Source organism: Micromonospora sp. NPDC049900 (assembly GCF_044461025.1).
GTDB lineage: Bacteria > Actinomycetota > Actinomycetes > Mycobacteriales > Micromonosporaceae > Micromonospora.
Map to the genome: position 1 here is coordinate 225,027 of NZ_JBITKM010000005.1, position 20,741 is coordinate 245,767.

Below are 20,741 nucleotides of genomic sequence, written 5' to 3' on the forward strand. Positions count from 1 at the left end.
GTTGGAGCCAGATATGACCGTCGCACCACTGCCTGCTCAGCGTCCGGACCGGCCGGAGATCCTCCGATGAGCGCCCCGCCGCCGGGCGCGCTGATGCCGGGCGACCTGATGAGTCCCCGGCAACGCGTACGGCTCATCCTCGTCCTCGGCTCCCTGATCGCGGTGGGGCCGCTCACCATCGACATGTATCTTCCGGCGCTGCCGGCCATCGCCGAGGACCTCGGCACCAGCTCGGCGGCGGTCCAGTTGACCCTCACCGGCACGCTGGTCGGGCTCGCCCTCGGCCAACTGCTGATCGGCCCGCTCTCCGACGCCGTCGGTCGACGCAAGCCGCTGATCGCCGGCACCGGGCTGCACATCGTCGCCTCGGTGCTGTGTGCGCTCGCCCCGAACGTCGCCGTGCTCGGCGCGCTGCGGGTGGTCCAGGGCCTGGGCGCGGCAGCCGCCGCCGTGATCGCCATGGCCGTGGTCCGCGACCTGTTCAGCGGTACGGCCTTCGCGCAGGTGCTGTCCCGCCTGCTGCTGGTGATGGGGGCCGCGCCGGTCCTCGCCCCGACGCTCGGCAGCGAACTGCTGCGCTGGACCCGGTGGCAGGGCGTGTTCGCCGCGCTCGCCGTCTTCGGCGTCCTGCTGACGCTGGTCGCCGTGTTCGGTCTGCGGGAGACGTTGCCGCCGGCCCGCCGTCAGCGCGGCGGTGTGGTCCCCACCGCGCGTCTCTACCGCTCGCTGCTGCGCGACCGACCCTACGTCGGGCTGGTGCTCGTGGCCGGGCTGGCGATGTCGTCGATCTTCGCCTACGTCAGCGGCTCCTCGTTCGTCCTCCAGGAGCAGTACGGCCTCGACGAGCAGCAGTTCGGGTTCGCCTTCGGGGCGGGCGCGATCGGCCTGATCGCGGCCACCCAGGCCAACGTCCGCCTGCTGCGTCGCCATCCGCCGCAGCGGATCCTGGCCGGAGCCCTGCTGGTCGGCACCGTCGCCGGTCTGGCGCTGCTCGGTCTCGCCGCGACCGGGCTCGGCGGCCTGCCGGCACTGCTCGCCGCGCTGTGGGTGGTGCTCGCCGCCGCCGGCCTGGCCCTGCCGAACGCCCCGGCCGTGGCGCTGACCCGGCACGGCGAGGCCGCCGGCACCGCCTCCGCGCTGCTCGGCGCGGTGCAGTTCGGTGTCGGCGCGGTGGCCGCGCCGATGGTCGGGGTCCTCGGCAACGGGGCGGTGGCGATGGCCGTGGTGGTGGCCGGTGGCATGGGGTCGGCGCTGGTCGTGCTGCACCTCGTGGTGCGGCCGAGGCAGCTCGACGCCCCGGAGCCCGACGCGAAGCCGCTGGCCGTCGCGCTCCACTGACCGCCGGTCCCGTTCCGGCTATCGGGGGTCCTCGCCCGCCTCGACCAGGCGGGCGAGGTTCGCCGGTGACGTCCGCGACCGCGTCGCGGTCCAGCAGGACCCGGTAGACCGCCGGGCGGGGTGCCCGCACGTGCGCGGTGATCCCGGTCGTGTACATGGGCGGACGGTACCGACCACCGGTGACGAAAGGAGCGCGTGCCGACTCGTGTCGCAGGGGTGCTCTACCGTCCGACGGCGTGAACGCAGTGCAGACGTACCGGTATCTCGCCCCCTCCGCGCTCGGCGACGGCGCGCTCGCCCTCCAGACCAGCGGTGGTCCGGCCCCGAACCCCCGTTTCTTCCGTGGCTTCCTGACCACGCCGCAGGCGGCGGCCGTCGGCCTGCTGGCGGTCGCCGAAGTGGCCCGCACCCGATATCACCGGCCGGTCGACCCGGCCAGCCTCGACCCGGTGGTCACCGGCAGCCGTGACCGGCTGCGTTTCGAGTCCTTCTCCGGCTGCTGCGGCGTGTACGCGCGCCTCGACGCGCTGCCCGAGGGCCTCGACGGTGACGTGGTCGAGCACGGCACCACCAACGTGGACGTCAACACGCCGCTTCGGGAGGCGTTGTCCCGGGTCGGCGGGCTGGACCCGCTGCACATGTCGGTCGGCCCCGACGACCTGACCGTCTCGACGATGGACGGCGAGGTGGTCGAGAAGAAGGTCCCGCTGCCGGTGCGCTGGCTGCGCGGCTTCGCCGAGGTGCAGGTGCTCGCCGCCCGCTTCGAGCCCCGCGCGGAGCTGTCGGCGGCCGAGGCCACCGCGTTCCTGCGGCGGCTGCCGAAGGGCGGCAGCCGCTCGGTGCTGTGGGTGGTGCCGGCCGGCCGGTCGCTGCGGTTGACCTCCCGTCCGGTCCCCGGCGCGGTCTGCCTGGCCGGGCCGAGCCGGTTGGTCGCGCTGCACCCGATGCTGCGCTTCGCAAAGACCCTCCGGGTGTACGGTCCGACGGTGCGGGCCGGTTCCGCGCCGCTGCCCAGCGTGTGGGAGCTGGACACCGGGGCGCTGCGGCTGTCGTTGACCCTCTCCCCCGAGCCCTACCGTGGCTTCTCCGGCGAGGGCGCGGCGCTGACCGCGCTCGCCGGTGACGACGTGGTCGACGACGCCGAATTGGTTTCCGCGCTGCTGTCCTGGGACCCGACCGTCGACGTGGACCGGCTGGCCGGCGAGGCGGGTATCGATGCCGACCGGGTACGGGGCGCGTTGGCGCAACTCGGCACCGCCGGCCGCGTCGGGTACGACGTCTCCGAGGCGGCGTACTTCCACCGGGTCATGCCGTACGACGCGGGCCGGGCCGAACGCGACAATCCCCGGCTGGTCGGCGCGCGGGCGTTGCTCGACGCCGGAGCGGTGCAGGTGGACGGGGCGTCGGCCACCATCCGCAGCGGCGACCAGGTGTACCGGGTCCGGCTGCTGCCCGACGGCGCGCTGACCTGCACCTGCCCCTGGTGGGCCAAGCACCGGGGGGAACGGGGGCCGTGCCGGCACGCCCTGGCCGCCCGCATGATGGTCACCAACCGGGTCGAGGAGCGGGTATGAGGCGTCCCACGCAGGTCGACATCATCACGAGCATGGCGCGACGTCGGCGGGAGCTGGCCGAAGGCGGCACCAGCGACCTGTTCGACCTGGTCGGCAACGGCTCCGCCGAACAGGTCGCGGAGGCGCTGGCCGGGCTGCCCGAGCAGCGCCGCCGGGAGATCGGCCCGGAACTGACCGCCTGGTTCAAGAAGCGGGACAGGGAGACCTGGTGGACCTCCGGGCCGGGCACCGCGCTCGCGGTCGCCGTCGTCGGTTGCCTGCCGACCGCCGCCCAGGCCGCCGCGATCATCGGGCGCGCCTCGGTGCCGGTGGACGGCAAACGCGCGGCCAGACTGGTCCTCGCCGTCGCCGAGGAACGCGGCGTCACCTGGCTCGGTGACCTGGCCTACCGGGTGGCCGCGCGGTTCAACGATCGGTCCGGGGCCGACCGGTGGCAGTTCGTCGCCGCGTTGTTGCAGGCCGAGGGGGCGCCGCCGCCCACCGACGACCGTTCGGTGCAGCAGTGGCTGACCGCCGTGCAGTTCCCCGACCGGGGCCGCCGGGGCAGCCCGACCCCGGTGGCGGACCGCCTGCGCGACGACCCGTTCCTGCCGGCCATGCTGCCCCGGCTGTTCGAGGTGGACGGCATCGGCACGCAGATGATGTTCGACGTGGTCTGGAAGAGGTGGGCCGACCGGGAACGGCACGCCCTGCCGACCGCGCTGGTGCAACTCGCCGCCGAGGGGGTGATCGACCGGGCGGCACTCGTCGACGGTGCGCTCGGCCGCCTGCTGCGGGGTGACCGACCGGCCGCGCTGCGTGCCTTCACCACCCTGCTCGGCCTGCTCGCGCTGAGCACCGCCGAGATCGCCGCGCACGCCACCGACTACCTGCGCCTGCTCACCGACGCGCCCGCACCGGTCGCCACCATGGCGCAGAAGGCGCTGCGTCAGGTGCCCGACCTGGAGCTGGAGTCGGTCCTCGACGCCTCCCGCCAGGTACTCACCCGCCCCGACAAGGCGCTGGTCCGCACCCAGCTCACCTGGCTCGACAAGCTGGCCCGCCGACACCCCGACCGGGCCGCCGGGATCGCCGAGGTGATCGCGCTCGGCGCCGACCATCCCGCCATCGAGCTGCGCGACCGCGCCACCACCCTGGCCGCCCGCCACGGCGTCGCGCCGGTCCCACCCGACCTCGGCGCGGCGGTCACCGCCCCGCGCGGCGACGACCTGCCCGCCCCGACGCCACCCGCCCCGGCCCCCGAGCCGATCACCGATGTCGACGAGCTGGCCGAGGAGGTCGCCGCGCTGCTCGGCACCCGGTACGAAGGCGCGTCGCTGGAACGGATCCTGGACGGGTTGGTCCGGCTCACCGCCACCGACGCCGTGCGGGTACGCGCCGCCCTCGACCCGGTGATCGAACGCCAACACTGGTCCTGGGCGAACGAACACCGGTACGACCCGCTCTGCCTCTGCCAGGTGCTGGTCGACGTGTTCTCCAGCGCCGGAGTGGAGCAGCCCGCCCAACCCCGGTCCCGATGGCAGGCGCTGCTCGCCGCGCTCCGCCGCAGCGAACCGTCGGCGCCGGAGCTGGTCGGCACGGGCCCCCGGGTGCCCCCGGTGCACCGGCTGCTGCGCGCCCGGCTCGCCGAGATCGGCGCACACGTCACCGACCGGGGCGACACCGGCCTGCTGGCGCTGCCCACGTCCGCCAACGGCGCCCTCGACCCGATGGTCCTGGTGGAACGGCTCGCCGCGCTCGGTGGGCGTACGCCCGGACACTGGGACCTGACCCAGGCGTTGCTGCGGCTGCCGACCGGGGCCGACGAGGCGGTCGCCGGGAAGGCGGCGGCGCTGGGCACCCCGGCCGGTGACCGCCTCGCCGCCTGGTTGCGCGACGGTGGCCTGCCGCAACCGGTGATGCGGCAGAGCACCCTGCACCGCAAGCGGAAGGGCCAGTACAACTGGGACCATCCGTACATGCCGCCGGAGCGGCTCCTGGTCGAGCTGAGCCCACCCGACGGCCACACCGACCCCCACGGCCTGCTCACCCTGCCCCCGTCCTCGATCGGCGTGGAGCACACCGGCTGGGTGAACCTGTGGCCCTCGCTGCTGCCCGGCCACCGGGGCGTCGTCGCCGCCTCCGTCCTCCCCCTCGTCGCGAACACCGCCGACCTGGACCAACGGGACGGCACGGCGGTGCTGCCGCTGCTCGCGGAGACCACCGGTCCCGGCGGGATCGCCCTCGCCCTGGCGATGGCGTACGGCCTCGGCGCCCGACACGCCACCGACCGCGTCGCCACCCTGGACGCCCTGCTCACGCTCGCCGCCGCCGACCAGTTCGACGCGACGGGCACCGGCACGGCGCTCGGCACCCTGGTCACCGGGGAAAGGGTCAAACTGTCGCGGGTCGTCGAGCCCCTCCGCGACGCGGCCCAGGCCGGCGCACCGTTGACCGTGTGGCGGCTGCTGGCCGCCACACTGCCCGCACTGCTCACCCCACCCGCCCCGCCACGCGGCACCATCGACATGCTGACCCTGGCCACCGAGACCGCCACCGCCACCGGGGTACGCCTCGACGTGCCCGGTCTCGCCGAGGTGGCCGCCCGAGGTGGATCCAGCCGCCTGGTCACCGAGTCCCGCCGCCTGCACCAGGCGCTGGGGAACCTGTGAGCGAACCACCGCCGACGACGGAGACCGCCCGGGCCGCACCCGGGCGGTCTCCCGCCGACAACTGGCGGCGCTTCTGGCGACGCTCTCCGGACGTCCACCCCGAGCCGGCCGACCTTCCCTACGTGGTCGCCTTCGGCCTGTCGGGCCTGGCCGTCGGGGCGGTCGTCGGTGTCGCCCTGGTGCTGCTGATCCCCTACCACCCGCCGACACTCATCCTCCTGGCCACACTGTCGCCCGCCCTCCACCAGCACGCGGAGGGCGTACGGCACCGCTGGTGGGCCCTTGCCGCCGGCCTGGCGACAGGAGTCGCGGCCGGTCTCGGCCTCGACGCCCTGCTGGAGACCGTCGTCGGCTCGGAGTGGGCGACGTTGGGGGGCCTGCTGTTCGGCAGTGCGGTCGGCATCCTGACGCACGCAGGGACGACCCACCTCCCGGTCCGCGCCCTGCGATGACCACCGCACACCATCGCCGATGGCGACGCGATTCCTCGGCACGATGATCGCCGCAACCGTCGCCCCGGCCAGGTGCGCCCACCGGCCGACGAGCAGACGGCCGATCCCGAGCCCGGCACCACTGTGGACGCTCCCGCACGCCGGCCGGAATCCGATGGTCGTCCAGACGTCGCGCGCTCTGCGTACGAGATGCTGCTGTCTCGACGTCGGCAGAGGCAGCAGCATCCCCGAAGTTGTGGTCTGGAGCCGGCCACGACCCTGCGATTCCGCGCGACCGGCGCAAGGGGCGGGCGCGATCCGTCTGTGCTGTCAGCTCGACAGGGGCCGAGGCCATGGGGGGCCACCACTGGCGCGCCGCGCACCATCGGCTGAGCACGGCCGGGCCGACTGGCGGGCGCGGGGTAGCGTCGACTCGCATGGGGATCTTGGGAAGGGGCGCGGGGGACGTCGGGCGACCGGTGCGACCGGCGGATACGGGCCGATGGGTGGTACCCGTGCTGGTGCCGCTCGTGGTGGTCTTCGTCGCGTACGCGTGGGTCGTTCCCGACGGGCTGGGTGCGGCCACCCGGAGCGTCGCGGTGGCGACGGCCTGGGGGGCGGCCCTGATCGGGACGCTGCTCGTGACGCTTCTCGTCCTCTTCGCGGTCACCGCGGTCCGACGCGGTGCCGACGCGGCGCGGCAGGTCGCGCGGACACCCGGCACCTGGCTCGCGGTCGGCGTGGTCGGCTACCTCGTGCTGCTCACCGCCGTCTCCGGGCGGATGGCACCGCTCCCGGTGTTCGACGCGCTCGATCGACACTGGCAGGGCAAGGTGCTCGACCTGCTCTGGCTGGCCATCCTGTTCGGCATGATGCACCGGTGGGCGCGGACCGAGGCGGGCCTGCGGCTGGGCATCACGCCCGGCTCGGCCCGGCCGGCGCTGCTCACCATCGCCGTCGTCTTCGGGGGTTTCGTCGGGCTCACCGCGCTGGCGGTCGCGCTGGATCCCTCGGCCGCCACGGCGGTGAGCGCCGAGCAGGTGGCCTACGACGCCACGATCCCGAACCTGACCGAGGAGTTGATCTGGCGGGCCGCGATGATCGCGGTACTCGACCGGGCCTTCGGTACGCCCTGGATGCTGCTCGGCGCGCCGGTCGGCTGGGGCATCGTGCTGACCAGCGTGGTCTTCGGCGCCGGCCACGGCATCCTCGTCGACCTGGACGGCGTCTGGGGCGTCAACATCGCCGGTGGCCTCTTCGCGACCGTGATGGGATTGGCGCTCGGCTGGATCTGGGCGCGTACCGGCAGCGTGTGGCCGGCGTTCCTGCTGCACTGCGCGCCGGAGCTGGGGGTTGACGTCGGCATGCTGGTCGCCGGTTGAGTCGGCGTGGGCCCCCGTCGGCGTACCGGCGGGAGCCCACCGGCTCAGACGGCGTGGCGCTGGGCCCAGTCGAGCGCGTAGTCGGCGACCTGCTCCCAGCCGGGCTCCGCGCACGTCCAGTGTGAGCGCTCGGGGAACTCGTGGAAGTCGGTGACGGTGCCGGCCGCCTTGTAGTGGTGGGCGTTGGAGCGGTTCACCGAGGCGGGCATGATGTGGTCCTTGCCGCCGGCGATGAACAGCAGCGGGGCGCGCTCCTCGTTGCGGAAGTTCACCCAGGTCTCCTGCTTGCCGGGGGTGAAGTTGGCGAGCAGGCCGTAGGACCAGACCCAGCTACCCGGCGCGGGGATCGCGTACCGGTCGTAGGCGGCGCGGGCCTCGTCCTCGGGCAGCGTGTTGGTGAACGCGTAGTGGAACTGCTCCGGGGTGAAGCCGGCCGCGCGGTGCCGCTTGGCCGGGTTGTTGAGGATCGGGAAGAGCGACTTGATCTGCGAGGGCGGGTTGACCCGGATGCCCTCGGGCGGCGCCGAGTCGATCACGACACCGGCCGCGCCGTGTCCCCGGTCGAGCAGGAGCTGGGTCAGCGTGCCACCGAAGGAGTGACCCATGATGATCGGCTTCTCCGGCAGCGCGGTGATGACCTTCTCCAGGTGCGCCACGGTCTCCGGGACGGTCACCGTGGCGATCGGCGTCGGGTCGGCACGCAGCGCCTCCACCTCCACCTCGAAACCCGGGTAGGTCGGCGTCAACACCGTGTGTCCCTGCGCCTCGAAGTACGGCACCCAGTGTTCCCAACTGCGCGAGGTGACCCAGAGTCCGTGCACCAGGACGATCGTGCTCATGCGTCGTACTCCTTCAGGAAGGCCAGCAGGTCCTGGCCGAGCTGCTCCTTGTGAGTGTCGGTGATGCCGTGCGGCGCGCCCGGGTAAACGACCAGAGTCGCGTCCTTGACCAGGGCGGCGGACGCCTTGCCGCCGACGTCGAAGGGCACGACCTGGTCGTCGTCGCCGTGGATGACCAGCGTCGGCACGTCGAACCGGGCGAGATCGCCCCGAAAGTCGGTGGCCGAGAAGGCCGCGATGCTCTCGTACGCGTTGCGGTGCCCGGCCTGCACGCTCTGCCGCCAGAACGCGTCCCGGATCCCGGCGGATATCTCCACGCCGGGCCGGTTGTTGCCGAAGAACGGACCGTCGGCGAGGTCCCGGTAGAGCTGCGACCGGTCCGCCAGCGACCCGGCCCGCAGACCGTCGAAGACCTCCCCGGGTACGCCGTCCGGGTTGTCGTCGGTGCGCAGCATGAGCGGGGGTACGGCGGAGACCAGCACCGCCTGGGCCACCCGGGAGGTGCCGTGCCGGCCGATGTACCGGGTGATCTCTCCCCCGCCGGTCGAGAACCCGACGAGGGTCACGTCGCGCAGGTCCAGCGTGTCGACCAGGCTGGCCAGGTCGTCGGCGTACGTGTCCATCTCGTTGCCGTGCCAGGTCTGGGTGGAGCGACCGTGCCCGCGTCGGTCGTGCGCGATCACCCGGTAGCCCTGCCCGGCGAGGAACAGCGCCTGCGCCTCCCAACTGTCGGAGTTCAGCGGCCAGCCGTGGCTGAGCACGACCGGCCGCCCCGCACCCCAGTCCTTGTAGAAGATCTCCGCGCCGTCCGCGGTCGTGACGAAGGGCATCCTGCCGTCCTTTCGCTGCCTGGGCGAGAGAATCGCACCGATCGCGCGGACCGGGTCTCGGATCGAAACCTAACGTCGGCCCGACGGGCCGGGGAGGGCTGTGAGTGCACGGGCGCGACCGACAGTGCACGGATGCGGGGGCGGCCCGTCGCCGTGCGACGGACCGCCCCCCACAGGACCGGTCGGTGGGTCAGCCGACCGTGGCGGGGAACCGTTCCCAGACCCGGTGGTCGGCCATCAGCCGGTGCACTCCGGTGAAGACCTCCTCGCCGGAGTCGCCGGTGACGACGCCGGGCGTACCGGCGACCCCCACCTGCTCCAGCACGGCGACGCCGGAGCCCCAGGCGCCGACCGCCTTGGCGTGCCGCCAGCACTCCTCGACCATGAGCAGCACCCGGGGGTCCACCGGGCGGGTCGCGGGAGCCGCGCCGGCCCTGGCGTCACGGGCGGGCAGCGCGTCCGGGGCCGGGGCCGGGGCGGTGGCGACCAGCAGCGCGTCGAGCTCGACCGACCGGCCGGTGGCGAAGCTGCGCTGCGCGGGCAGGTCACCGATCAGACCGCCGTGCGGGGCGATCAGCAGCGGCACCATGTCGGCGGCGAAGACCGCCCGGCGTACGTCGCGGACCGTGTCCAGGTCGACCTCCGGGTCCACGACGATGCCGACCGTCCGCCCGTCGGCCGGCCACTGCCGCCCCACCTGGGACAGCACGGCGCTGGGCGTGACGTCGGCGAGCGGCACCGTCGGTTCCGGCGTGGGCAGCCCGAGCCCGGTGGCGACCCGGGCGCAGAGCACCGGGTCGATGGTGGCCAGGCACTGGAGCTGCCGTTCCTTGATCTCCTGATGGAAGCACTTGCCCAACTCGAAGGTGTAGGCGCGGATGATGTGTTCCCGCTCCACCGGGGACATGCTCAGCCAGAACAGTCGCGCCTGGCTGAAGTGGTCGTCGAAGGAGACCGGGTTGGCCCGGATCTTCGGCGCCTCGGCCACCCGTACCGGCACGTCGAGGAAGGCGTTCTCGGCGTCACCGGCCGGGAACGGGTTGCCGCCGTCGAGCGAGTTCGGCCGGTACGGTGCCACCCCGGCGTGCACGGCGTGCTGGTGGAAGCCGTCGCGCAGCATGTCGTTGACGGCCGCGTGCGGCCGGTTGATCGGGATCTGTGCGAAGTTCGGGCCACCCAGGCGGGTGAGCTGGGTGTCGACGTAGGAGAAGAGGCGGCCCTGCAACAGCGGGTCGTTGGTGACGTCGATGCCGGGCGGCAGGTGGCCGACGTGGAAGGCGACCTGCTCGGTCTCGGCGAAGAAGTTCGTCGGCGTACGGTTCAGCGTCAGGCTGCCGACCAACTGCACCGGGGCGAGTTCCTCCGGCACGATCTTCGTCGGGTCGAGCAGGTCGATGCCGGCGAACGTCTCCTCCGGCGTGTCCGGGAAGACCTGGAGGCCGAGTTCCCACTCCGGGAAGGCGCCCGCCTCGATGGCGTCGTACAGGTCGCGCCGGTGGAAGTCCGGGTCGATGCCGGCGAGCATCTGGGCCTCCTCCCACACCAGGGAGTGCACGCCCAGCTTCGGCTTCCAGTGGAACTTCGCCAACACCGTCTCGCCCGCCTCGTTCACCAGCCGGAAGGTGTGTACGCCGAAGCCCTCCATGGTCCGGTACGAGCGCGGGATGCCCCGGTCGGACATGTTCCACATGGTGTGGTGCTGCGCCTCGGTGTGCAACGAGACGAAGTCCCAGAACGTGTCGTGCGCGCTCTGCGCCTGTGGGATCTCCCGGTCCGGGTGCGGCTTGCCGGCGTGGATGATGTCCGGGAACTTGATCGCGTCCTGGATGAAGAAGACCGGCATGTTGTTGCCGACGAGGTCGAAGGTGCCCTCGTCGGTGTAGAACTTCGTGGCGAAGCCCCGGGTGTCGCGCACGGTGTCCGCCGAGCCGCGTGACCCGAGGACGGTGGAGAACCTGACGAACACCTCGGTCGTACGGCCTTTGCGCAGGAAGCCCGCCCTGGTCACCGCCTCGGCCGCGCCGTACGCGGTGAACACGCCGTGCGCTCCCGCGCCTCGGGCGTGCACCACCCGCTCCGGGATGCGCTCGTGGTCGAAATGCGTGATCTTCTCGCGCAGGTGGTGGTCCTGGAGCAGGGTGGGTCCACGTGGCCCCGCCTTGAGCGAGTGGTCCGTGTCGCGCAGCCGCGCCCCCTGTGCCGTGGTCAGGTAGGCACCCTGCTGACCGTTCGCGCTGGCCGGCGCACCGGTGCGTGCGCCGGTCGGCGTACGGGTCTGCGGGCTGCCCTGCTCCGGCTTGGGCGGCAGCGGGTCCTGCGGTGTGGTCGGCTCGGCCACGGTCGGTGGTGCGCTGCCCGGCTTGCCGGGCACGTCCGGCGTGAGGGCGTCGGTGACCTTCTCGGCGGCGGACTCCACCGCGTCCTTGACCACCTTCGCGGGATTGCGGGCATCCATATCGGCGACTACCTCCTGAGCACGAGGACCAGATGCCATCGCGGTACCCTGGCCGGAGTCGGCAAAACAGGGCGAACGGTACGAGTCTGTGATCCCTGTCCCCGGCCCAGGCCCGGCTACGGTCGGCGCGCGTGGACGCGTTCGATCGCGCCGTAGCTGAGACGTTCGGCGGCGAGCACCTCGACGTCGAGCTGCCGCAGGGTGTGCAGCGGGCGGCGGGTGTAGTGCTCACCCCGCAACGGCACGCTCACCAGGTCGACGACATGCTGCGCGGCGCGCAGCAGCGGGTGGGAGGCGGCGACGTGGTCGGCGAGCAGCAGGTTGCCGCCGGGGCGCAGCACCCGCAGCGCCTCGGTCAGCGCGGCCCGCTCGTCGGCGACGCAGCAGAGCGCGAAGGTGCACACCACGGTGTCGAACCGCGCGTCGGCGAAGGGCAGCGCGGTGGCGTCGGCGGCGGCCAACGTGACGCGACGACCGAGTTCGGCGGCGCGCCGCCCGGCGGCCCGCACCATCCGGGGACTGAAGTCGACGCCGCGCAGCCGCACGTCGGCCGGGTAGTGCGGCAGATTGAGGCCGGTGCCGACGGCCACCTCCAGGGTGTGCCCGGTGGCGCGTCGGCACACCCACCGGCGACTGGCCCCGAGCAGTCGGCGTTCCGCCGATGCGGTGCACCGGTCGTACCCGCCGGCCCGGTCGTCCCAGGAGCGCCTCAACCGGTCACGCCGTCGCACGCGCTGCCCCCACTCTCCCACTCACCCCCGGCCGGACCGCCGCGCGACCCGGTCATCGGCCCACACCAATCGTGCCACCCACCCGCCACCGACAGCCGGTTGATCAAGAGGTTTTGGCGCTGAGCGTCGAGGTGTCGTCACCAAACTTCTTGATCAACGCTCCGGGGCGGGGAGGGTGGGGGGTGGGGGTGGGGGGGTGGGGGTGGGGGGGTAGGCGGCCTTCGGCGCGGAGTCGGGCGAAGTGGACCTCGGGGGGTGGTTCGGGGTCGGGGTCGGAGGGACGGGGTCCTTCCGGGCCGTCGGCGGAGAAGCGCAGCAGCGTCTCGACCCGGGTGATCCGGAACCGGCGGCCCAGCACGGTCACCTCGTGCGTCCGGGTGGCGTCGATCCGGTCGGCGGCCCGCCGGTACTCCGCCGCCTCCGCCTCGGTCGGATCGGCCAGCCGGGGCACGAGCCAGCGGAACTCGAAGGTGATCAGGTCACGGGCCTCCTGCGGGGTGGCCACCGCCCGGCTCGTCGGATGCCATCCGGCCCCGACCTGTTCGGCCACCGCGAAGCGGGTCGGCAGCAGCACGCCGTCGGGATGCGAGCGCACCGCGGCGACGCTGTCGGCGTACACGTCGGCGGGCACCTGGGCACGCGGATAGCGGGCCGGCAGCAGCTCGACCTTCAGCACCGCCGCGCCGACGCCGGTCGGTTCGGCCGGGTCGGCGACCAGGTCGGCGCCGCCGAGGAAGCTGTCCGAGGTGTCGGCGTCACGCGGGTCCGGGTCGGTGGGGCGAGGCGGCTCCGGCCCGTCCGGGCCGAAGCGGGCGAAGGTGTCCGCCCGGATCACCCGGTGTCGACGGCCGCCGACGGTCACCTCGTCGACCTTCTGCCAGTCCAGGACGGTACGCACCGAGGTCAGCTCGGCCAGCAGGTCCGCGTCGGCGGTCTCGGCGATCCGGTCCCGCAGCCGGTGCGCCAACGCGTCCCGCGCGGCCTGCGGGGTCTCCTCGACGAGTTCGTGCACCTGCCAGCGTCCACCGCCGAGGTCCACCGCGTAGCCGAAGATCGGGGCGCCGAGCCGCAGCGTCGGGTACGCGCCGGCTCGCTCGACCGCGTCGTGCTCGGTGACCAGCTCCACCGGGTCGTCCCGGTGCCGAATCCGGATCACCGCGTCCGGCGGCTGCTCACCGTGATGCATAGCTTCACATTGTGTAACGACAGTCGTCGACGCGCCAGAGGCGTCACCGGATTCCCTGGCGCGGGACCGTCGCAGCCGGGCTCACCGCCCGGACGACCGGCGGCGACGCAGCTCGGCCACCACCGGGACGAGCACCGCGAGGGCGAGCAGCCCGGCCAGCCCCCACGGCTGGTGGTCGGTGGTCGCCTCGACCCGGCGCGCCGAGCCGGAGGTGACCAGCTCACCGTGGATCCGGTAGTCGCCGACGGCCGGGGCCGGCAGACTGATCGGGATCCGGACGACGCGTTCCTCCCCAGCGGCCAGATCCGGCACGTCGGGGGACGCGACGAAGCCGGTCGGCTCCGGTCCCCGGCCGACGCTGAACGACAACGCCACCGCCACCGGAGCCGACTCGTCGTTGCGCAGCCGCAGCACCACGGTCCGCTGCGCGGAGGCACCGAACAGGGCGGGCCAGCCGCCGTCGCGTTCCACGTGTGCCCCGACGACCACCGGAGGTCGGGTCGCCACCGACCGGACGGTGCCGCCGGGTCGCCGGGTCGCACCGGTCACGCGCAGCGGGGCGGTCGCCGAGAGCCGACCCTCCATCGTGCGCACCCGCACCTGACAGGGGCAGCCGTCCGGCGGGGCGGCGACGGTCAGCGGCGTGCCACCGGCGCCGGTGTCGGGCAGGTGGATCTGGGCCGAGGTGTCCACCGCGCAGCGGGACGGCGTACCGGTGTCGCACAGTTCGATCACGACGGTGCCGGCGGGCCAGCCGGTGAGCCGGACCAGCACCTGCTCCCCCGGTCTCGCCTCGGCCCGGTCCAGCGTCACCCGAGGCTCCGGCGTCGGCGCACCGGTCAGGGTGAGCGCGGCGAGCAGCGCGACGGCACCGTACGCGGACCACCTCATGCCGGCGTCGACCTACGCCGCCGGATCGCCCGTACCCGGCTGACCAGCAGCGCCCCCAGGGCGACGAGCAGCACCGCCGTCCACACCCACGGCACGGCCCAGGTCGCGGTGGTGCGGTGCACGGTGGGCAGCATCCGGTCCGGGGTGGCCGGGTCGACGGCCACGTCGGCGGCGAGCCGTCCGGCCGGCACCACGCCGTTGATCTGTTCGGTGACGGTGATCGCCGCGCCGGGCAGCAGCTCGGGCACGGTGACCGGTGCGGTGCGGGCCAGTCCGATGCCGAACGGCGCGGTCAGGCGTACCTGGGCGGTGCCGGTCAGCCGGGTGTTGCCGGTGTTGCGCAGCCGGTAGCTGACCACGACCGGCCCGGTGCCGAACGGGTTGACCGGGTTGTCGTAGCCGATCCGCATCGCCTCGACCTGGAGGCCGGGGCGCACCGGGCCGGCCACCCGCAGGTAGATCCGGGCGGCCACCCGACGGTCCAGCCTGACCTGCCCGCCCGCGTCCGCCACCTGGGCGATCGAGGCGACCACACCACCGGCGTGGTCACCGGGGCTGGCGTTGGCCGGCACCTCGATCCGGAACGGCAGGATCACCTGCTCGCCCGCCGGCACCCGGTAGGTGCGTTCGGCGAACCGGGTCCAGGCGCCCACGTCCACCGCCGGACGGCTCGCCGGTTGCAGCGCGAAGCCGCCGTCGTCGGTGGTGAAGGCGTCGGCGCCGTACACCGCGAACGTCATCGCGGTCGTGCTCAGGTTGGTCAACGCCACCCGGTCCTCGATCACCTGACCGGGGTCGGCGTCGTGGACGAAGTAACTGCGGCCGGTGGGGCCGGACGGTCCGGACGGCTGCACCGCCCAGGTGAACCCGGCGTCGCTCGGCGACGGTGACGGGGCGGGAGCCGGCGCGGCGAGGGCGACGGCGGGTCCGCCCGCCAGCACGGTGACGAGCAGGACCACGGTCACGGCGACCAGGTGCGGGGAAGGGCACCTCGTCATCGATCTGCGCACAACAAGATGCCCTTCCACGCGTCAGGACAGGGTCAGGGTCAGGGTGGCGGTGTAGTCACCCGGACCGGTGGCGGCCGGGACCCCGAGGCCCAGGTCGGCACCGCACCGGAAGCTGCCGGCGCTGGCACCGGCGGCGGAGCCGCACAGGGTCCGGGCGCTGCCCAGTCCCGTGCCGTCACCCGGGTTGGCCCGTCCGCCCGGGGTGACCACCCCGGACGAGCCCACCAGCTCGTCGGCGAGCACGGACGCGTTCGGCGTCCAGCCGAGGTTGTCGGCGGCGATGGTGCCACCGAGCGCGCTGGTGAAGTCCTCCACCTGACCGACCACGTTCCAGCCGGCGTTGGTGCCGCGCAGGTCGTTGACGGTCACCGCGTTGAGCGCACCGTCGGCGACCGCGCCGGGGTGCACGGCCGACAGCGCCACGGCACTGCCGGACGAGGTCAGCGTCAGCGGACCGGACTGGAGCACCGTGGCGGTGATCTCCTGCTCGGCGCCGCTCGGGCCACCGGTGGCTCCCCGGAAGGTGACCGGGGTGAAGGTGTCCTGGCTGCGGTCGCTGGAGGCGTGTGCCGCGAACGTCAGCACGTAGCACTGGGTCACCGTGCAGTCGACCGTGTCGCCGTTGCCGTCGGTGTAGCTCGGCACCAGGTCCAACGTGGTGGAGAAGGTGCCGTCGGCGGCGAGCTTCACCTGCGCCGCGGACGACGAGGCGTTCTTGTGCACCCACTTCACCGGCTTGTAGGGGCGGGAGTTCGTCCAGTGGTTGTCGACCTTCGGGCCGAACGCCACGTAGACGCCGACACCGCCGTTGGCGTCCGGGTCGAACCCGGAGCCGGTGACGGTGACCGACGTGCCCTCGGGGTCGAGGGCGGCGGACGGGTCCACGGTCACCGACGGGGTGGCGGGGCCGCCGCCGCCCGTGCCGGTGGTGAAGGTGAACGACGTCGGGTCCAGTGCCGTGCCGGCGGTGAAGAAGCCGGCGAAGGCGCTGGCCCCGGTCTCGGTGAGCGTGGTGGTCAGGTTGCTCCAGCTCACCGAGTCGCCCGAGACGGTCGGGTTGGTGCCGCCGGTGCCGAGGGTGGCGATGGCGGCCTGCTCGATCTGCACCGGTTCGAACCCGCCGCCGCTGACCTCCAGGTCGACGTCGGCGAGCAGCGAGCCGCCCGCGCCGTCCACCACCACCGTGGGGTTGGCCAGGGTGATCTTGAAGAAGTGCGAGGGGTACGAGAACACGACCGTGCCGCCGTAGTTGACGGTGGTCGCGCCGGTGGCGCTGTCGTACGTGCCGCCGGCGACCGGGAACTTGAAGGTGCCGTCCGCGTTGCGGGTGGCACCGTCGGCGACCGCGATCGGCGGGTTGCCGTTACCGGTCGAGACGTACGCCCGGAACGAGCTCTTGAAGCCCCAGTCGAGGCTTCCCGCAGTGACGTCGGCGGGTGCCGCCGTCGCCGGGGCCACCACGGCCAGTGACGCGGCGGCGCCGAGCACGGCTGCCGACGCCCACCGGTACGACCGTCGGCGGATACCGCCGGGTCTGGGTACGGACATGAGTCTTCCTCTCGGAGGGGATAGGGCGTGATTAGGTTAGGCTCACCTAATCTTCTGGGAAATCCTCCGAACACCCTCTTGCGGATTCCACAAGATCTACTTAGGTTAGCCTAACCAATCTTCGGAGGTCACTCATGCCTGCCCGCCTCGCCGCCGCCCTGGTCAGCGTGGTGCTGCTGGTCATCGGCGCCCTCGCGGCCGGCCCCGCGTACGCGGACACGGTCGGCAGGGGCCCCGACGGTCAGCGGCTCTCCGTCACCCGGACCAGCGCGATCCCGCTCGCCGGTGCCACGGTCACCGTCTCCGGCTCCGGTTACGACACCGCCAAGGGCGTCTACGTGGCGTTCTGCGTCGACAATGGTGCCGGTGCGCCGCCCTCGCCCTGCGGCGGCGGCATCGACACCACCGGTGCCAGCGGCGCCTCGCACTGGATCTCGTCGAACCCGCCCGCCTACGGCGAGGGGCTCGCCGTCCCGTACGGCTCCGGCGGCTCGTTCAACGTCCAGCTCCGGCTGACCGCGACGATCGGCGACGTGGACTGCACCGTCCGGCGCTGCGTGGTGGCCAGCCGCAACGACCACACCCGCAGCTCCGACCGGTCGCAGGACGTCAAGGTCCCGGTCACCTTCGCCGCACCGGCGGCCAGCCCGACCACCCGGGCCGCCGCCCCGACGTCGCCGGTGCCCGGCGGCACGACCCGGACCTCCGCCGCCCCGGCACCGGCCGCCTCCGGCGCGCCCTCCGGCACGGCCCCCTCGACCGACGCCGTCGGCGGTTCGGCCGCGCCGGAGGTCGGCACGGTCACCGGCACCGGTGGCACCGGCACCGACCCGGTCAGCGGCGACCAGCAGTTGCTCACCACCCAGGTCAGCGACAGTGGACCGGCCGGGCGCTGGTTCACCGTCACGGTGGCCGGACTCGCCGTGCTGCTGGTCCTGCTGGTGGTTCTGCGGATCCGCCGACGTCGGCAGGCGCAGCGGTGAGGCGCGTGCTGCCCGCGCTGCTGGCACTGCCCGCGCTGCTCGGTCTCGTCGCCTGCGACGCCACCGCCGGCACACCGGGCGCCACCCCGGCGACCGGCTGCGGACCGGCCACCGCCGTGGTGACCGACACCGACGTGGCCCCGGTCGGCGGCGACCCCGGCAGCAGTCTGCCGGCCACCGTGGACTCGGCCGACGGGACGACGGTCACCGTCACCGACGCCAGCCGCATCCTCGCGGTGAACCTGTACGGCTCCATCGCCGAGATCGTCTTCAGCCTCGGCCTCGGCGGGCGGGTGATCGGGCGGGACACCTCCACCACCTTCGCCGCCGCCGCGCACCTGCCGGTGGTCACACCGGCCGGACACGACCTGGCCGCCGAGGCGGTGCTGCGGCTGAACCCCACGGTGGTGCTCGCCGACACCAGCATCGGCCCGCCCGAGGTGCTCACCCAACTCCGTCGGGCCGGCATCCCGGTGGTCCTGATCGACGACGAGCAGAGCCTCGCCGCCATCCCCCGCAACATCCGGGCCATCGCCGCCGCCCTCGGCGTACCGGCGGCCGGGGAACTCCTGGTGTCCCGGGTCGAGGGGGAGATCGCGCAGGCCCGCCGCAGTGCCCCGGCGGACGGCCCTCCGCTGCGCATCGCGTTCCTCTACGTCCGGGGCACCGCCGGGGTGTACCTGATCGGCGGCAAGGGCGCCGGCTCCGACGAGATGATCCGGGCCATCGGCGCGACCGACGCCGGCACCGAGATCGGACTGTCCCGGTTCCGGCCGCTGACCAGCGAGGGTCTGATCAACGCGGCACCGGACGTCATCCTGGTGATGACCGAGGGGCTGGAGTCGGTCAAGGGCGTGGACGGCCTGCTCGCCCTGCCCGGCGTCGGCCAGACCCCGGCCGGTCAGCACCGCCGGATCGTGGACATGGACGACGGGATGCTGCTGAGCTTCGGGGCCCGGACCGGCCGCACCATCCAGGCCCTCGCCGATGCGGTCCACCGACCGTGCGCATGAGACGGCCACTGCTGCTGGTCGGGCTGGGCGTCGCCCTGGTCCTGCTCTGCCTCGTCGCGGCCGGCACCGGGCAGGTCCGGGTGCCCCCCGCCGAGGTGCTCGGCTCACTGCTGCACCGCATCGGGCTCGACGTGGGGCCACTGCCGAGCGCCCCGCACGGGGAGAGCGCACTCTGGGTGGTGCGCTTCCCCCGGGTCGTGCTCGCCGTCGTCGTCGGCGCCGCGCTCGGCTGCGCGGGCGCGCTGATGCAGGGACTCTTCGGCAACCCGCTGGCCGAACCGGGCGTCATCGGCGTCTCCTCGGGTGCCGCCGTCGGTGCCGCCACGGTCATCGTCACCGGTGTCGCCACCCTCGGCGGCTGGACCGTCGCGGTCGGGGCCTTCCTCGGCGGTCTCGCCGCCACCGCCCTGGTCTACTCGATGTCCCGCACCGGCGGACGCACCGAGGTGGTCACGCTGGTGCTGACCGGCATCGCGGTCAACGCGGTGGCCGGCGCACTGATCGGCCTGCTGATGTTCTTCGGTGACGCCGACGCCGTACGCGCCATCGCCTTCTGGCAGCTCGGCAGCCTGGCGCAGGCCAACTGGGCGGCCGTGGGGGTCACCTTGCCGTGCGCGGCGGTCGGCATCGCGATCGCCCTCGCCACCGCCCGCCGTCTGGACCTGCTGGCCCTCGGTGACCGGTCGGCCCGGCACCTGGGCGTCCACGTGGAACGGTTGCGGCTGGCCATGATCGGGGTGACCGCGCTGCTCGGTGCCGCCGCGGTGGCCTTCACCGGAGTGATCTCCTTCGTCGGGCTGGTCGTGCCGCACCTGGTCCGGATGGTCGCCGGGCCGGGCCACCGGCTGCTCCTGCCGGCCAGCGCGCTGGGCGGGGCCATCGTGGTCGTCGCCGGGGACCTGGCCGCCCGCACCCTGGTCGACTACCAGGAACTGCCGCTCGGCGTGCTGACCGCCGTGGTGGGCGGCCCGTGCTTCTTCTGGCTGCTGCGCCGGACCCGGGCCCGGGCGGGAGGTTGGGGATGAGGCGGCGTACGGCGGTGCCGGAGGTCGGTCGCGATCCGATCGGTCTGCGGGTGGAGCGGTTGGGTGTCCGGCGCGGCGGCCGACCGATCCTGACCGATGTCACCCTCGACGTCCGGGGCGGGGAGTTGCTGGCGCTGGTGGGGCCGAACGGCGCCGGCAAGAGCACCCTGCTCGGCGCCATCTGCGGTGACCTGGCCCCGGCTTGCGGCGACATCGCGTTCACCGGTCGGCCGCTGCACGGGTGGGCTCCGGTCGAGCTGGCCCGGCTCCGCGCGATGCTGCCGCAACGCGCCACCATGACGTTCCCGTTCACCGTCGGCGAGGTGGTCGCGATGGGCCGCGCCCCGTGGGCCGGGACCAAGTACGCCGACGAGGACGACGACGCGGTCGGCGAGGCCATGCGGCTGACCGGCACGGCGTCCTTCACCGACCGGGTCTTCTCCGCGCTCTCCGGTGGCGAGCAGGCGCGGGTGGCGCTGGCCCGGGTGCTCGCCCAACGGACCCCGGTGCTCCTGCTGGACGAGCCGACCGCCGCGCTCGACCTGCACCACCAGGAGTTGGTGCTCCGGCTGGCCCGCGAGCGGGCCCGCCAGGGCGGCGCGGTGGTGGTCGTCCTGCACGATCTGGCGCTGGCCGCCGCGTACGCGGACCGGATCGCGTTGCTGGCCGGTGGGCGGCTGGTCGCCGACGGGCCACCGGCCGAGGTGCTCACCGCCGACCGGCTCAGTGAGGTCTACCAGCACGAGATCGAGGTGCTGCCGCACCCGCGCACCGGAGTACCGCTGGTGCTGCCGGTCCGCACCGACGGGTGACGGCCCGCCGGTGGTGACCGGCGGGCCGTCGTACGTCGCACG

At 73.6% G+C, this 20,741-nt stretch carries 17 protein-coding genes; 9 read left to right on the top strand and 8 right to left on the bottom strand.

The window, feature by feature from the left end:
* The first annotated feature begins 108 nt into the window (after positions 1-108).
* The 5 genes from ACIBMZ_RS14945 (at position 109) to ACIBMZ_RS14965 (ending at position 7,376) form a co-directional block, all read left to right on the top strand.
* Positions 109-1,338 (top strand): multidrug effflux MFS transporter, encoded by a 1,230-nt coding sequence (locus ACIBMZ_RS14945; RefSeq protein ID WP_396694175.1) that lies wholly within the window; start codon positions 109-111, stop codon positions 1,336-1,338.
* 236 nt (positions 1,339-1,574) lie between these two features.
* Positions 1,575-2,912, top strand: coding sequence for an SWIM zinc finger family protein (locus ACIBMZ_RS14950; RefSeq protein WP_396693907.1), 1,338 nt, complete (start codon positions 1,575-1,577; stop codon positions 2,910-2,912).
* A complete protein-coding gene (locus ACIBMZ_RS14955) occupies positions 2,909-5,563 on the top strand; it encodes a DUF6493 family protein (RefSeq protein WP_396693909.1) in 2,655 nt (884 codons plus the stop codon). The genes ACIBMZ_RS14950 and ACIBMZ_RS14955 overlap by 4 nt, the downstream gene beginning before the upstream one ends.
* On the top strand, positions 5,560-6,015 hold the full coding sequence (locus tag ACIBMZ_RS14960; RefSeq protein WP_396693911.1) for a hypothetical protein: 456 nt from the start codon (positions 5,560-5,562) through the stop codon (positions 6,013-6,015). The genes ACIBMZ_RS14955 and ACIBMZ_RS14960 overlap by 4 nt, the downstream gene beginning before the upstream one ends.
* 494 nt (positions 6,016-6,509) lie before the next feature.
* The gene (locus ACIBMZ_RS14965) at positions 6,510-7,376 is read left to right on the top strand and encodes a lysostaphin resistance A-like protein (RefSeq protein WP_396693913.1); all 867 of its coding nucleotides are present in this window, start codon (positions 6,510-6,512) and stop codon (positions 7,374-7,376) included.
* 44 nt (positions 7,377-7,420) lie between these two features.
* Here ACIBMZ_RS14965 and ACIBMZ_RS14970 read toward each other — a convergent pair whose 3' ends face one another.
* The 8 genes from ACIBMZ_RS14970 to ACIBMZ_RS15005 form a co-directional block, all read right to left on the bottom strand.
* Positions 7,421-8,215 carry an alpha/beta hydrolase gene (locus ACIBMZ_RS14970; RefSeq protein WP_396693915.1) on the bottom strand — a complete coding sequence of 265 codons (795 nt, stop codon included), beginning with the start codon at positions 8,213-8,215 and terminating at the stop codon, positions 7,421-7,423.
* Complete coding sequence (locus ACIBMZ_RS14975; RefSeq protein WP_396693917.1) at positions 8,212-9,045, bottom strand: alpha/beta fold hydrolase; 834 nt, start codon at positions 9,043-9,045, stop codon at positions 8,212-8,214. The genes ACIBMZ_RS14970 and ACIBMZ_RS14975 overlap by 4 nt, the downstream gene beginning before the upstream one ends.
* Positions 9,046-9,235: 190 nt before the next feature.
* A complete protein-coding gene (locus ACIBMZ_RS14980; protein WP_396693918.1) occupies positions 9,236-11,500 on the bottom strand; it encodes a catalase in 2,265 nt (754 codons plus the stop codon).
* 116 nt (positions 11,501-11,616) lie between these two features.
* Positions 11,617-12,213: a class I SAM-dependent methyltransferase gene (locus tag ACIBMZ_RS14985; protein ID WP_396693922.1), complete on the bottom strand. Its 597-nt coding sequence runs from the start codon at positions 12,211-12,213 to the stop codon at positions 11,617-11,619.
* A gap of 121 nt (positions 12,214-12,334) precedes the next feature.
* A complete protein-coding gene (locus tag ACIBMZ_RS14990) occupies positions 12,335-13,417 on the bottom strand; it encodes a DUF5954 family protein (RefSeq protein WP_396693924.1) in 1,083 nt (360 codons plus the stop codon).
* An 81-nt stretch (positions 13,418-13,498) separates the two neighbouring features.
* Positions 13,499-14,308, bottom strand: a complete 810-nt coding sequence (locus tag ACIBMZ_RS14995; protein WP_396693926.1) for a hypothetical protein — start codon at positions 14,306-14,308, stop codon at positions 13,499-13,501.
* A complete protein-coding gene (locus ACIBMZ_RS15000) occupies positions 14,305-15,306 on the bottom strand; it encodes a WxL protein peptidoglycan domain-containing protein (protein ID WP_396693928.1) in 1,002 nt (333 codons plus the stop codon). Before ACIBMZ_RS15000 ends, ACIBMZ_RS14995 begins: the two co-directional genes overlap by 4 nt.
* A 33-nt stretch (positions 15,307-15,339) precedes the next feature.
* The gene (locus tag ACIBMZ_RS15005; RefSeq protein ID WP_396693930.1) at positions 15,340-16,866 is read right to left on the bottom strand and encodes an HtaA domain-containing protein; all 1,527 of its coding nucleotides are present in this window, start codon (positions 16,864-16,866) and stop codon (positions 15,340-15,342) included.
* Positions 16,867-17,000: 134 nt separating this feature from the next.
* Between ACIBMZ_RS15005 and ACIBMZ_RS15010 the strand changes: the two genes are divergently transcribed.
* Genes ACIBMZ_RS15010 through ACIBMZ_RS15025 form a run of 4 tightly spaced genes read left to right on the top strand, consistent with a single transcriptional unit; the run spans position 17,001 to position 20,699 of the window.
* Positions 17,001-17,849, top strand: coding sequence for a hypothetical protein (locus tag ACIBMZ_RS15010; RefSeq protein WP_396693932.1), 849 nt, complete (start codon positions 17,001-17,003; stop codon positions 17,847-17,849).
* Positions 17,846-18,862, top strand: a complete 1,017-nt coding sequence (locus tag ACIBMZ_RS15015) for a hemin ABC transporter substrate-binding protein (protein ID WP_396693934.1) — start codon at positions 17,846-17,848, stop codon at positions 18,860-18,862. The genes ACIBMZ_RS15010 and ACIBMZ_RS15015 overlap by 4 nt, the downstream gene beginning before the upstream one ends.
* Positions 18,859-19,887 (top strand): FecCD family ABC transporter permease, encoded by a 1,029-nt coding sequence (locus tag ACIBMZ_RS15020; RefSeq protein WP_396693936.1) that lies wholly within the window; start codon positions 18,859-18,861, stop codon positions 19,885-19,887. The genes ACIBMZ_RS15015 and ACIBMZ_RS15020 overlap by 4 nt, the downstream gene beginning before the upstream one ends.
* On the top strand, positions 19,884-20,699 hold the full coding sequence (locus ACIBMZ_RS15025; RefSeq protein WP_396693938.1) for a heme ABC transporter ATP-binding protein: 816 nt from the start codon (positions 19,884-19,886) through the stop codon (positions 20,697-20,699). The genes ACIBMZ_RS15020 and ACIBMZ_RS15025 overlap by 4 nt, the downstream gene beginning before the upstream one ends.
* Positions 20,700-20,741 lie beyond the last annotated feature (42 nt).

Excerpts from the sequence above, each read along its gene's own strand:
- ACIBMZ_RS14945 (WP_396694175.1), top strand. The coding sequence starts at position 109 with ATGAGTCCCCGGCAACGCGTACGGCTCATCCTCGTCCTCGGCTCCCTG.
- ACIBMZ_RS14955 (WP_396693909.1), top strand. The coding sequence starts at position 2,909 with ATGAGGCGTCCCACGCAGGTCGACATCATCACGAGCATGGCGCGACGT.
- ACIBMZ_RS14970 (WP_396693915.1), bottom strand. The coding sequence starts at position 8,215 with ATGAGCACGATCGTCCTGGTGCACGGACTCTGGGTCACCTCGCGCAGT.
- ACIBMZ_RS14975 (WP_396693917.1), bottom strand. The coding sequence starts at position 9,045 with ATGCCCTTCGTCACGACCGCGGACGGCGCGGAGATCTTCTACAAGGAC.
- ACIBMZ_RS14980 (WP_396693918.1), bottom strand. The coding sequence starts at position 11,500 with ATGGATGCCCGCAATCCCGCGAAGGTGGTCAAGGACGCGGTGGAGTCC.
- ACIBMZ_RS14990 (WP_396693924.1), bottom strand. The coding sequence starts at position 13,417 with ATGCATCACGGTGAGCAGCCGCCGGACGCGGTGATCCGGATTCGGCAC.
- ACIBMZ_RS14995 (WP_396693926.1), bottom strand. The coding sequence starts at position 14,308 with ATGAGGTGGTCCGCGTACGGTGCCGTCGCGCTGCTCGCCGCGCTCACC.
- ACIBMZ_RS15000 (WP_396693928.1), bottom strand. The coding sequence starts at position 15,306 with ATGACGAGGTGCCCTTCCCCGCACCTGGTCGCCGTGACCGTGGTCCTG.
- ACIBMZ_RS15005 (WP_396693930.1), bottom strand. The coding sequence starts at position 16,866 with ATGTCCGTACCCAGACCCGGCGGTATCCGCCGACGGTCGTACCGGTGG.
- ACIBMZ_RS15010 (WP_396693932.1), top strand. The coding sequence starts at position 17,001 with ATGCCTGCCCGCCTCGCCGCCGCCCTGGTCAGCGTGGTGCTGCTGGTC.
- ACIBMZ_RS15020 (WP_396693936.1), top strand. The coding sequence starts at position 18,859 with ATGAGACGGCCACTGCTGCTGGTCGGGCTGGGCGTCGCCCTGGTCCTG.
- ACIBMZ_RS15025 (WP_396693938.1), top strand. The coding sequence starts at position 19,884 with ATGAGGCGGCGTACGGCGGTGCCGGAGGTCGGTCGCGATCCGATCGGT.